Genomic DNA, 11,951 nt, shown 5'->3' with positions numbered 1-11,951 from the left:
CTCGGCTACCTCACACCCCCATCCGGGCAGCATCAACGAGAACTGACACGCCGTCATTCCAGCCCCGGCTACAAACTCACTTTGTTACCAGTCCTAAGGCTGGCGCTGCCGGGGCACGCTGACGGCCACGGCCACCTCGTCCCTGTCGACCAACTCGGCTGGCACGAACGACGAGTCGACCAGGGCGCCGTGCTCGTCGTAGATCAGCAGGTCCAGGCCGCCGTCCTCGGCGGGCCGCTCTACCAGGAGCAGCGGCGGCCCCTCCAGCGCCTCCCAGCGCTCCGCCAGGACGTCCCGGGCTATCTCACCGTTACCGGACATACGCCCACGGTAGGGGCGCGCACACGGGCGCGGCAGGGCTTATCCGGAGCATTGGGACGGCGCTAAAGCTAGAAGCGGCGGGAGGCCTTCTGGAAATGTGGGATGAAACTGAGATCCTTCGGCAGCTCCCCGCGCCGCTGAAGAGACCTCACCGTCTTGCCCAACCTTCGGCGCTCCCGGCTCGCCCGTCCCCACGTGTCCCACAAAACAGGGCGCCAGACCTGCCACCAGCGGGGTACGTAGAGCAGATCTCGGCGGCACGCCTGAATGAACCTGTCCCGCAAGTGGATGTGCGCAAGGGGATCCGGTTTCCGCTCCGGCACAGGCTCTGCCTGGGTGCGTGCCTTGAGGTAGCTGCTGTATTGGAGGGCCGCTTCTACCGGCTCCACGTTGCCCACGAGCTCCACTTCCGCCAGCGCCCGCTGCAAATCCGCCAGCGCCGACTGGACAGGCGTCCGCTGCCACACCCTGTGCACCCACCGCTGGTGCCGGCTGGACTGCACATGAGACAGCCCGGCGACAGTTTCCGTCTCAACGGCGCAGGCGAGGAACTGGGCGTACACCTCCCGCCGTTCCTCACGCCCGCCGAAAGGGACCCGCTCTTTACGAGTCGTCAGTGCTCGGCCAAGCGCGGTCCCCACGGCACGTGACACCCCGGCCGTCGCTGCTCCTATCGGCTCCACCATGCCAGTAGTAACGCCCGGTGTCAGGCTGCTGGTTCCGCGAAAGGGGTGTGAGCGAGGCGACGGTGCGCTCGTGCGACCCGCAAACCGCTGGGGCGGCGGGGGAGGGGCGCCGGCGGGCGGGGAGTGCACCCCCGCGCCGCCCGGGCACTGCATCGGCACATTCCGCCTGGAGGCGACCTTGATCCCACTGACCCACCTCGCCCTGCTCGGGTTGGCCGGCTACCGAGGCACCCAGCGCTCCGCCAAGACGTCGCGGACTATCTCACCATTACCGGACATACGGTCACGGTAGAAGTGGGCACAGGGACGCAACCGGGGTGCGAGGGAGCGCCCAGAGACGAGCATGGGGCGCGCCGCGCAGCCACGCCAACCTCGCTGAGGGCGACCCGGGAACAACCTCCCGATTAGGCCGCGGGCGGCTGAGGCGGCTGTGCCTCGCCGGCCGCGTTCTTAGCCGACCGAGCGACGACAGACACGTACTTCATGTCGTCCGGATCGCTGCGCCGCAGCACGAACACCTTGGCCAGCGCCAAGAGGCTCGGCCCGCACAGGAGCGTGGCCAACCACCAGGAACGGGGGGCGACGTAGACGCCTGCACCGAGCATGGCCAGGGCCAGGATCGCGCCGACGATCACTTCCGTGATCTGCCGCTTGTGGGCCCGCTGTTCACGGCGCTCCTCATGCCGGCGCTGCTCCGCCTCGTGCTGCATCTGCAACCGCAGCATCAACTGGCGGTGCTCCCGGCGCAGTTCCGGTTCCATGGCGGACAGTGCAGCTTTCAACTGCTCCGCGCCCAACTCCCGCCACTGCATAGCGATCTGCATACCGGCTGAGACGATGGGGTCCTCGTCGTCCGGCGTCCAGTTCGCGGGCAGTTGGCCTCCCCTGTTCACTGGTGTGCTCCTCCGCCCCCGCTGGACACCGGCATGAAGTCTCCGCTTGCGCCTGTCGGAGGCGGCCCGAGCCGCAAGAAAAGCCGTGCCAAGGTGTGGTTGATCGTGCTCGCCGCTGCTCCTGAAACGAGCTTTGCCTCTTCGGCTGACAGAGGCCACAGTTCGCCGACGTCTTGGTCATCCTCGGCGTGGCCGACCCGCTGAGCCGTCTGGGCGGACAAGGCCTCTGCCGCCACTAGAGCTTCACCCAGGGCTCCAAGAAGCTCCATTCTGGAGATCGGGGTTCCCGGCTCGAGCCCCCTGAGTATGAAGTCGTAGTCCTCCTGCGGCAGAGCCTTACGCATGGCTGCAAGAAGGGCCGTCCTGGAGATCCGGCCTCCCGTCTCGATCTCCATCAACGCGAGGGCGTCGATGTGCGCGGGCTCACCCGCCGCCTCCTCAGCACTGGCCGCAAGGTCAGCGAGACTGAACAGCTCACTGCTCCTGATGCCATAAAACCGCAACGGCTCGCGGGGCTTACGGATGTCCTTCTCGTCCCCGGAGCCCCAAAAGGGGGGCGGGTTCTGGGAGTCCGATTCGGCTACGGGCGCACTCCCAAGGGGCGGACCGTAGCGCTGCCGCCACATCTCCGCCGCTGTGCGACGGAGCGTCGCCTGGCCCCGGGCGACCAGTCCCCGAAACCCATTCCGGAACGACACCGCGCTCACCCCCCTGGGTCACGCCACACGGCTGGCCAACACCATATCGGCGCAACTCCCAGAGAGCACAGGGTTCAACGACGGGAAGGACGCCGACGGGCAGGGCGTGCACGCCTGCGCCGCCCGGGCACTGCATCGGCACTTTCGCTGGCACCCGCCTGTCCCCGCTCGGAACCAGGCACACGCTACCAGCCGGACGTGATCGAACTCACGGGCCTGACCTGCATGTTCGCCCCCAGGAGAGCACTTGCTGGCGTGGCCTATCATGCTCCGCCGACCAAACCGGAAGCACACGTTCCGCCAGGGGGCGACCTTGCTTGACCTCACACACCTCGCCCTGCTCGGGCTGGCCGGCTACCGCGGCACCCAGCTCGCCGTCCACGACACGATCCTCGACGCCGCGCGAGACCGGGTCATCGCCTGGCACGAACACCGCCAGGACTCCACGGTCCGCACCGCAGTGGTGACGCTCATCTCCTGTGTGTACTGCATGGGCTGGTGGGTTTCCGGCGCGCTGCTCGCCACCTACCTGCTCGCCACCGGCGCATGGCACCAGGCGCCCCTGGTCGTCCACGGCGTGGAGTGGCTGGCCGTCGCTGGCCTTGCCGTCATGCTCAACCGCCTGGACGACACGCTGGGACGGATCCACGGATGACCGCGCCCACCCGGCCGCGCCGCGGGGAGCTGACCGCCTCCGCCGCCCGCTACACCGCACGCCGCCTGCGCACCAAGCCAGTTGACGGCTCCTGGCAAGAGCGCGCCTGGCTGTTCTACGACGAGACCCCGGAGGTGCGGTTCGCCGCCCGCTGGTACTCCAACGCGATGAGCCGCGCCCGCCTCATCGCCGGCCGCCGCGACGATGAGGGCAACGTCGTCCCCCTCCCCAACGGGCACCGCGCGCGGGAGCTGGTGGCCGAGATCGCCGGCGGCCTCAACGGCCAGGCGCAGCTCCTCGGCTCCTTCGGCCCCCACCTGACCGTGGCCGGCGAGGCGTGGATCGTGGTCCGGCCGAGGGAGGACAGCCAGGGCAACGCCGTGGCGGCGGACTGGCGGGTGCTGTCCACCCAGGAGGTCAAGCCGCAGGGCACCAAGCTGGTGGCCGAGATCGACGGGGAGGATGTGGCCATCCCCGGCGCGGAGGACGAGACGACCCCGCGGGACAGCGACGAGCCGGTGGCCATCCGCGTGTGGGAGGCCCACCCCCGCCGCCACCTGGAGGCGGACAGCGCCGTGCGGTCCAGCCTCGGCCTGCTGGAGGAGCTGAAGCTGCTCAACGCCGCCGTGGCCGCCATCGCGCGCTCCCGGCTCACCGGCCGGGGCATCGTGCTCGTCCCCCAGGGCACCAAGTTCCCCACCACGCCCAACCAGGGCGACGAGGAAGACGACCTGATCGAGGTCCTGATGACGGTCGCCGAGACCGCCTACAAGGAACCCGACAGCGCCGCCGCCACCGTCCCGATCATCCTGGAAGTCCCGGCCGACCAGATCCCCAACATCAAGCGCCTCACGTTCGAGAGCGATTTCGACACCCTCGCCATCCAGCTGCGCGAGGAGGCCATCACCCGCTTCGCCAACGGCCTGGAGGTCCCGGCGGAGATCCTGCTGGGCCAGGGCGACATCAACCACTGGTGTACGTTGCCCACTGTGCAAATCATGACGCATAACGGGTGGAAGACGTATGAACAGCTCACCCCGGGCGAACTGGTCTTGACGCTCAATCACGACACCGGCCTCTCCGAGTGGCAGCCCCTCCAGGCCGTCAACACCTGGCAGGTCGTGGACGAGCCGCTGGTACGCATCAAGGGCAAGCGCCACAGCTCCCTGACCACAGGCGCGCACCGCTGGCCGATCCTCACCGGTCGACCGGAGCACCGGGGCCGGGCCTGGACCACCAGTAAGGACCTGCTCCACGACCGCACCCGCCCGGACGCACAGGGCCACTTCCTGGAGCACCTGGTGCTGGCAGCGCCCCATGCAGACCTGCCCACCGAACCGAAGTACGCCGACGCCCTGGTGGAGCTGGTGGCCTGGTACTTCACCGAGGGCAGCACGGGTGTACGGCCGGGCCGCAACGCCCCCAAGGTGCTCATCCACCAGTCCCACATGGTCAACCCGGACAACTGCGCGCGGATCGAACGGGCCCTAACGTCCCTGTTCGGCCCGGCGAGCGCCAGCCTGGACAAGGGCGGCCGGTACGCCACAGCAGCCTCCGTGGAGCGCCGTGCAGCGGCCCGCAGCATGCGCCAGCGCGACCCCAAGCTGTCGTACGCCGAGATCGGCCGACAACTGGGCGTCTCGGCGCAGATGGTCTCCCGGTACCTGAAGGAGGACGACAAGACCGCCGATGGGACCCCGCGCTGGCGGGTCACGTACAGCAGCGATTTCCAGGTCGCCCACTACCGGCTCAACGCCGCAGCCGGGGCGGTCATCCTGGAGCACGCCCCGGAGCGGGTGGTGTCCCTGGAGTTCATCCGGCAGCTGACCCAGTCCCAACTGGAACTGTTCATCGACACCGCTGTGCGCGGTGACGGCTGGCTCATCAACAGCAAGACGCCGGTCCTCACCCAGAAGGACCCGGCCATGCTCGACGCGTTCGAACTGGCCATCATCCTGTCCGGCCGGTCCCCGCTCAGCCGCGAGCACACCAGCGAAGGGCGATCGGCCAACGGGCCGCGCGTGAAGACGCAGAACCTCGTGACGGCATCCGACACCACCACGTTCGCCGTCCAGGCCAAGCACCTGTCCGAGGAGACCTACACCGGCACCATCTGGTGCCCGACCACGCCCAACGGCACCTGGCTGGCCCGCCATGAGGGCTCGGTGTTCTTCACGGGCAACAGCGCCTGGGCGCTCAAGGACGAGGCCATCACCCTGGGCGTGGAGCCCAAGCTCGGCACCGTGGCGGACGCCCTGACGTCCCAGTACCTCCAGCCGCTGCTGGAGGCCGAGAACGTCCCGGACGCCCTGGACTGCATGGTCTGGTACGACACCAGCCCCCTGCGCGTGCGCACCAACCGCGCCGAGACCGCCCTCAAGGTCCACGAGCGGGGCGCCATCTCGGACTCCGCGCTGCGCCGGGAGACCGGGTTCAACGACTCCGACGCCCCCACCGAGGAGGAACGCGCCCGCCACAACGAGCAACCGCAGGGCGGCCAAGACGGGAAGCTGCCGGTGGACGAGTCCAACGCGGAGCCCGAGCGGCCCACAGAGCCCCCTGCCGAGACGGAGGAGGTCCCAGCGTCCGCCACCCCAACGGCCGAGCCCGCAGCCGTCGAGGCGGACTTCCAAGCGCTGCGCTACCAGACGGTGCTGGCCGCCATCGACGGCGTGATCCACAACGCCATGTGCATGGTCGGCGAGAAGATCCGCGTCAAGCCAGCCTGCCCCCGCAGCGAGCGGGGCCGCTCCCGGGAGATCCCGCCCGGGGAGCTGCACACCCACTTCCCCGTCGCGGACGAGCAGATCGACCAGTGGCACCTGCTGGTCGGGGCCTGGGACCGCGTCCCGGAGATGGCCGCCCGGTACGGGTTCGAGGCGGAGTGCCTGATCGACACCCTGGACAACTACGCCCGCGCCCTCATCGCCGCCCGCATGAAGCACTCGTTCGCGGAGACGGTGCGCCTGCTGCGCAACTCCTGCCTAGGGCTCGCGGCATGACCCGCCGGCCGACCGAGCCGCGCCCCGCCGACGTGGAAGTCACCGCGTCGGCAGCCAACGTGAGCGCCGAATGGTGCTCCACCTGCAAGGCGTACACCCTGCTGGCCGGGGAGATCGTCCTGCTCACCCGGGACGGCGTGGCAACGGTCGGCTACTGGGCATGGTGCGAGACCTGCGACCCCCCGGAGGCGTCCCGTGTCGGCTGACCACTGCCCCGAGCACGTGGACCGCCTGGACCTGTGCCACCAGTGCCAGGGCCTCACGGTCACGCGCATGACCCGCCTCACCGGCGTGACCGACTTCAAGCTCTGGGGCCCCGGCGGGGAACTCCTCGTCGCCGGCGGCCCGGCCACCGTCTACACCGGCCCAGTGGAGCCGTGCCCGAACACGCCGGCCCTGGAGGAAGGAGCACCCGGCGATGTGTAACCCGCCCGCTCCCACCCCCGAGCACGGCCCGGAGCTGTGGGGCCACTCCACCGCCGCCCACCGCGTGCACGGCTGGTGCGCGGACTGCAAGGGCCACGACCTGCCCGGGGAGGCCGTGGCCTGGCGCGTCCACGAGAACAGGCGCCACGACGCCGAGCAGGCCGCCCTGGCCGCCTCCGAGGCCAACCGCAGAACGGTGGACCTGCAAGCCACTCACGACCACCTGTGCCCCGTATGCGGCCAGGAGGCCCTGACCGTCGTCACCGTGACCCTGGTCCTCGACAACGGCCGGCGGCACCAGGCGGGCGGCTGGGCGCACTGCACCGTCTGCGACGCAACACCCCACCCCACGATGGAGGACTCCGCCCGTGGCTGACACACCCGCAACCCAGACGCCGACGGACGCCGGGGCGGCGCCCAACGGCCAGCCGCTGGAGGTCAAGGCGCCGCCCGGGCACAGCATCACCGCCCACCAGGTCCACGGCTGGTGCGCCGCCTGCTCGGGCGTGGAGCTGTGGGAGGAGCTGCACGCCTGGCGCCAACGCGAGCGCGCCACCCAGGTGGACGCCCCCTTCACCGACCGCGCCCCGGCCCCGTCCCGGGAGGTGGCCCGCCATGGCTGACCCCACGTTCATCTCCGGGGCCGCCTCGCCGGCGAGCGCCGCCTACATCGTGGACCTGATCCAGGAGGCGGCGGCCCTGGCCGTGACCCACTTCGACCAGCAGCCACCAGGCGAGGAAGCCGACGTGTACGTGAACCTCACCGCCAGCACCGGGTACGGCGTCCTCACGCTGGGCACCTGGCTGTTCCACCGAGACGCTGCCGGGGCGGTCACCCTGGCGGGCGCCGAACCGGAGGCCGCTCGTGGATGAGCTGGAGCAGGCCCTGGCCGCCGCAGAGGAGGACGTGGCAGCGGAGGTGCGCGCCGTCCTGGAGGAGGTGGCAGATGAGTTCGCCGACGAGCTGGACGCGGCCACGGAGCTGGTGGCCGCCCGGTTCAGCGTGTCCCGTATCGGCGCGATGTTCCGCCAGCGGGTGCCGCGCCTCGTGCGCCGCCTGCTGGGCGTGACCGAGCAGGCCGCCCAGCACGCGGCCGACCAGGTGGACGAGACGCTGCCGGACGGGTGGGACGACCTACCCGGCCGCCATGGCCGCGGCGAGGAACTCCCGGACGGGATCGGCCAGTACGTCACCAGCACGGAGCACCTGCTGCGCGCCGTGGGCGACCGCCTCGCCGAGGTGGCCGTGCGCGAGCTCGCCGCCGGCGTGGACGCGGGGGAGGACGTGGAGGCGCTGCGCGCCCGCCTGCTCGCCGTTTTCCAGCGCGAGGGCGCCCAGTTGGGGCAGGGCCGGGAATCCCTGATCTCCACCACGGAGGCGGCCCGCGCCTGGAACACGGCAACCCTCGCCGCCGCGCAGGCCCTCACCGGCCCGGACCGGCCGATCGTCAAGCAGTGGCGGACCCGCCGGAACTCCCGGGTGCGGGACGACCACCACGACGTGGACGGGTTCGTGCGCCTGCTCGACGACACGTTCGAGGTCGGCGGCGTCGACATGCAGCACCCCGGCGACCCCAGCGCCCCGCCCGCCCAGGTGTGCAACTGCCGGTGCATCCTGCGCCTCCACCACGCCCCGGACCGCAGCGCCTCCGCTTCCGCGCTCCAGCGTTACGCCCAACGCCTGGTGCCCGCCCAGAGTCCGGCGGACGTGGCCCGCTCGCTCGGCCTGGACAACCTGGGCGAGCACCTGACTACCTTGGAAAGGCAGGTGGCTTCGGCGAGGCCGCTTTCAAATGCACGGCGGTGGTCCGGGCATCAGTGGCGACAAGCCGCAGACACCTCCTGGGGTGAGGTGCTGCAGGAGGCGCGAACTGCTGCGGCGACCGAGCACACCGGCGCCATGATCGCCCTCGTCCCCAGCGCCGCCGACATCGAGCGCCTGGCCCTGGGGGACGGGGAGCCGGCCGAGGAGCTGCACTGCACCCTGTGGTTCCTCGGCGAAGCGGACGGCTGGACCGAGGACCAGCGCAATGAGCTGATCGCAGGCGTACGCTCCCGCGCGGCCCGACTGCCCGGCCCCGTCCCCGCGGTGGCGTTCGGCGTCAACCACTGGAACCCCACCAGTGAAGACCCCGCCTGGGTGTACGCCGTGGGCGATGACCGCGACGCCGATGAGGAGGCGGCCACCCTCCATGAGGCGCGCAACATCGCCGTGGACGCCCTGGAGGACACCCACGAACGCCCCGACACCCCACACCAGCACTCGCCCTGGGTCCCCCACGTCACCGGGGCGTACACCACCGACACCTGGCCGCTTGAGGCCATGGCCGAACGCCTGGGCCCGCTCACCTTCACCCACGTCCGCGTCGCGTTCGCCGGCGAGGCCACGGACATCCCACTCGGCCCCGAGGAGGAGCCCCCCATGGACAACCCGACCGCCGCGGCCCTGACGGCCGCGCTGCCGGTCCGCACCTGGTCCACCCCGGACGGCGTGGCCCTGGCATTCGAGAACACCGAGACCGGCGACGGCCGGATCTTCGCCAAGGGCGCCCTGTACTGGGAGGGCAAGGGCCCGTGGCCGCTCCAGTACGCGGACGAGATGGGCATGGGCCATGAGGGCGCCGAGCTCGCGGGCGCCATCAACAAGTACGGCCGGGACGGCGACCGCATCACCGGCAACGGCCCCCTGTACCTGTCCCAGCGGGCAGGCTATGAGGCGGTGGGCCTGCTGGAGCAGGACCCGCCCGCGCCCCTGGGCGTCTCCGTCGACCTGGACAGCGTCGACGTGGAGTTCGTGGACAAGACGCTCACGGAGGGCGAGGACGGCGGCCTGGTGCTCGCCGCGTCCATCCCGTACGCGTCCGTGATGCGCCTGGAAGACGGCGGCTGGGTCATCAGCGCCGCCACCGAGGTGGAAGCCACCGCCGCCGGCACCACCCTGACGCGCCGCCAGCACCGGGCGCAGCTCATCACCGGCCCGGACGGCCGGCTGTCCGCCGCCGCCCTGGAGATGTTCGACGGAGCGCGGCTGCCCAAGCTCACCGCCGCGGCCGGCGACCCGGACGACGAGGAGGGCGTGGTCCTGCACTCCGAGCAGGCCGGGGACTTCCTCATCCGCATCACCCGGGCCCGGCTGCGCGGCGCGACCCTCGTGTCCATGCCCGCCTACGACCAGGCGCGCATCGTGCTGGACCCGCCCGAGACGGACGAGGAGGCCGTGGCCGCGGTGAACGCCGCCGTCACCGCCGCCGCCACCGCGGGCGGGGAGACCCGCCAGCGCGTCATCCGGTACGTACGCACCTGCCCGGACCCGGTGGGCGCCGCGGAGGTCTCGGAGGCCCTGGGCCTCACCATGGAGAGCGCCCGCCGCCACCTGCGCGCCGCCACCAAGGACGGCCACCTGGTGCGCCTCGCCCGCGGCCTGTACGTCGGCGCCTCCACCATCCCGGAGGGCCCGAGCGCGGAGGCGACCGCCTCGGCCGCCGTGGTGGACGGAGAGGACGCCGCCCTCACGGAGCTGGTGGCCTCCGCCTGGACGGCCATGCGCGACCTCCCGCCCATGCCCGCCGCCTGGTTCTCGGAACCCACCGCGGAGGAGCTGCCCCCGGGCTCCGGCGGCGTGCACTACGCGGACGGCCGGATCTACGGGTGGGTGGCCCAGGCCGGGGAGCCGCACGCCGGGTTCGCCAACCGGAAGCTGACGATCGAGAGCCTCGGTGACATCGACACCACCCACTTCCTGCGCGCTCGGTTCCGTCTCGACAACGGGGAGACCGTCAAGGCCGGCGCCTTCACCATGAACGCCCCCCACAGCAGGGACGGGGCGGAGTGCAACGACGTGGCGTGCCAGTTCGATGACTCAAGGACCGTCGCCGGCATCGTCACCGTGGGCATGAACGACCGCGGCCTCTGGTTCTCGGGCGCAGCCGCGCCCTGGCTGTCGGACTGGGACCGCACCGTGTTCATGGGGTGCCAGCCCAGCTACCACATGAAGAAGGGCGGAGACGGCCGGTGGCAGCTGCGGGCCGTGCTGTCCGTGCCCGTGCCCGGGCACTCCTCCCCGCTGCTCGCCTCCGTCGTGGAGCGCGGCAACCTCGCCCTGGCCGCCAGCGCCGCCGCTGTCCTGGATACCCCGGACACGGGCACCGGACAGCGTCCGGACCGGTCCGGACGCCTGGAGGTGCTGGGCCAGGAGGCGACGGCCGGATTCGTCGCTGGCCTGCGCGGACACAGCCCGGACGCACGCGGCGGACACGTCCCGGACACCCCGGCCGCGCTGCTCAACGACCCCGCGTTCCTGGACGGTCTCCAGGCCGCCCTGGCTCGCCGGGACACCGAACGCCGCGCGGAGGTGGAGGCCATGAGCGCCGCCGTCCTCGCGCCCGACACCACCACCAACCCGAAGGGGGACCAGTAGCCATGGGATGCGCCTGCAACCAGCGAGGCCGTACGCAGTTCGAGGTGGCCATGGAGGGCGGCCGTGGCCGCGTCGCCTTCACCAGCGGATCCAAGCCGACCGCCACCACCGTGGCCCAGCGGTACGCCGGCAGCGCCGTCCGTATCAAGGGCACCGGGGAGATCGTCCACCACACCGAGACATACGAGGTGACTGCCACCAGCAAGGGGGCGGTGCTGTTCGCGTCCTCGGACCTGGACGCAGCCAAGGCTCACGCCGAGACCCTGGGGACCGGGTTCGTGCGCGAGCGGGAGACGGGGGAGGTCGTCCACTCCCACCCGCCCGTCCTCGCCGAGGCTCCCAAGCTCAGTAAAAAGGCCACCGCCGCCCACCGGGGTTCCGCAGAAGTCACGTCACCTAGAGTCACAAAATGTGGGCTGACCAGGGAGGATGCGGCAGGGCATAGTGAAACGGCGTGTCCCTAGGCGTGAACATTCTCGCTGGTCAGCGCACTGAATACCGCCAAGTGGGCTTATATCGGGGGGCCTTGACGCCACGCTACCCGAATACGTAGCGCTCTTCGACTCTCGCCGCTCCCTGGCGAGGGTAGCCCGCATATATGGGCGAAACGTGATGAAGCACCTCCACTTCTTGCGGAATTGTCGGGGGAGCGCGGCCCGGTCGCCAACGCGCTGACCAGCGAAGATGTCGACGCCTAGGGACACGGACGATTCGGACAGTCGACAGCGAAACTGCAGGTCAAGTCACGCTTTGTGTCTCTAGACGAGTCTTTCCGAACACGGTCAGTGGTCATAGGCGGTCAGTGAGCGGCTGACCGCCTGCCCGGTCTGGAAGTTGTGCCAGATCGCGGCGG

At 70.8% G+C, this 11,951-nt stretch carries 13 protein-coding genes; 9 read left to right on the top strand and 4 right to left on the bottom strand.

All coding sequences use genetic code 11. The features are described from left to right. Positions 1–93: 93 nt before the first annotated feature. The 4 genes from ABTY98_RS41595 to ABTY98_RS41580 form a co-directional block, all read right to left on the bottom strand. On the bottom strand, positions 94–321 hold the full coding sequence (locus tag ABTY98_RS41595; protein ID WP_352226376.1) for a hypothetical protein: 228 nt from the start codon (positions 319–321) through the stop codon (positions 94–96). Positions 322–389: 68 nt separating this feature from the next. Next, positions 390–884: a hypothetical protein gene (locus tag ABTY98_RS41590; protein ID WP_352226375.1), complete on the bottom strand. Its 495-nt coding sequence runs from the start codon at positions 882–884 to the stop codon at positions 390–392. 527 nt (positions 885–1,411) lie between these two features. Next, positions 1,412–1,900 (bottom strand): hypothetical protein, encoded by a 489-nt coding sequence (locus tag ABTY98_RS41585; protein ID WP_352226374.1) that lies wholly within the window; start codon positions 1,898–1,900, stop codon positions 1,412–1,414. Continuing rightward, positions 1,897–2,598: a hypothetical protein gene (locus tag ABTY98_RS41580; protein WP_352226373.1), complete on the bottom strand. Its 702-nt coding sequence runs from the start codon at positions 2,596–2,598 to the stop codon at positions 1,897–1,899. The genes ABTY98_RS41585 and ABTY98_RS41580 overlap by 4 nt, the downstream gene beginning before the upstream one ends. A gap of 313 nt (positions 2,599–2,911) precedes the next feature. On the opposite strand from ABTY98_RS41580, the gene ABTY98_RS41575 reads away from it, so the two are divergent. The 9 genes from ABTY98_RS41575 to ABTY98_RS41535 are packed head-to-tail and all read left to right on the top strand — an operon-like array spanning position 2,912 to position 11,562. Beyond that, complete coding sequence (locus ABTY98_RS41575) at positions 2,912–3,253, top strand: DUF1360 domain-containing protein (RefSeq protein WP_352226372.1); 342 nt, start codon at positions 2,912–2,914, stop codon at positions 3,251–3,253. Next, positions 3,250–6,255 carry a hypothetical protein gene (locus tag ABTY98_RS41570; protein ID WP_352226371.1) on the top strand — a complete coding sequence of 1,002 codons (3,006 nt, stop codon included), beginning with the start codon at positions 3,250–3,252 and terminating at the stop codon, positions 6,253–6,255. The genes ABTY98_RS41575 and ABTY98_RS41570 overlap by 4 nt, the downstream gene beginning before the upstream one ends. Next, positions 6,252–6,461, top strand: coding sequence for a hypothetical protein (locus tag ABTY98_RS41565; RefSeq protein WP_352226370.1), 210 nt, complete (start codon positions 6,252–6,254; stop codon positions 6,459–6,461). Before ABTY98_RS41570 ends, ABTY98_RS41565 begins: the two co-directional genes overlap by 4 nt. Further along, positions 6,451–6,681 carry a hypothetical protein gene (locus ABTY98_RS41560; protein ID WP_352226369.1) on the top strand — a complete coding sequence of 77 codons (231 nt, stop codon included), beginning with the start codon at positions 6,451–6,453 and terminating at the stop codon, positions 6,679–6,681. The genes ABTY98_RS41565 and ABTY98_RS41560 overlap by 11 nt, the downstream gene beginning before the upstream one ends. Continuing rightward, positions 6,674–7,057 carry a hypothetical protein gene (locus ABTY98_RS41555; protein ID WP_352226368.1) on the top strand — a complete coding sequence of 128 codons (384 nt, stop codon included), beginning with the start codon at positions 6,674–6,676 and terminating at the stop codon, positions 7,055–7,057. Before ABTY98_RS41560 ends, ABTY98_RS41555 begins: the two co-directional genes overlap by 8 nt. Further along, the gene (locus ABTY98_RS41550; protein WP_352226367.1) at positions 7,050–7,304 is read left to right on the top strand and encodes a hypothetical protein; all 255 of its coding nucleotides are present in this window, start codon (positions 7,050–7,052) and stop codon (positions 7,302–7,304) included. The genes ABTY98_RS41555 and ABTY98_RS41550 overlap by 8 nt, the downstream gene beginning before the upstream one ends. After that, positions 7,297–7,554 carry a hypothetical protein gene (locus ABTY98_RS41545; RefSeq protein WP_352226366.1) on the top strand — a complete coding sequence of 86 codons (258 nt, stop codon included), beginning with the start codon at positions 7,297–7,299 and terminating at the stop codon, positions 7,552–7,554. Before ABTY98_RS41550 ends, ABTY98_RS41545 begins: the two co-directional genes overlap by 8 nt. Continuing rightward, entirely contained in the window at positions 7,547–11,098 is a 3,552-nt protein-coding gene (locus tag ABTY98_RS41540; protein WP_352226365.1) for a phage minor head protein, read from the top strand. The genes ABTY98_RS41545 and ABTY98_RS41540 overlap by 8 nt, the downstream gene beginning before the upstream one ends. A gap of 2 nt (positions 11,099–11,100) precedes the next feature. Beyond that, positions 11,101–11,562: a hypothetical protein gene (locus tag ABTY98_RS41535; RefSeq protein WP_352226364.1), complete on the top strand. Its 462-nt coding sequence runs from the start codon at positions 11,101–11,103 to the stop codon at positions 11,560–11,562. Positions 11,563–11,951 lie beyond the last annotated feature (389 nt).

Origin of the sequence: Streptomyces sp. NPDC096040, from assembly GCF_040303265.1 — a bacterium.
Lineage (GTDB): Bacteria > Actinomycetota > Actinomycetes > Streptomycetales > Streptomycetaceae > Streptomyces.
This window is presented reverse-complemented; position numbering and strand designations above follow the sequence as displayed.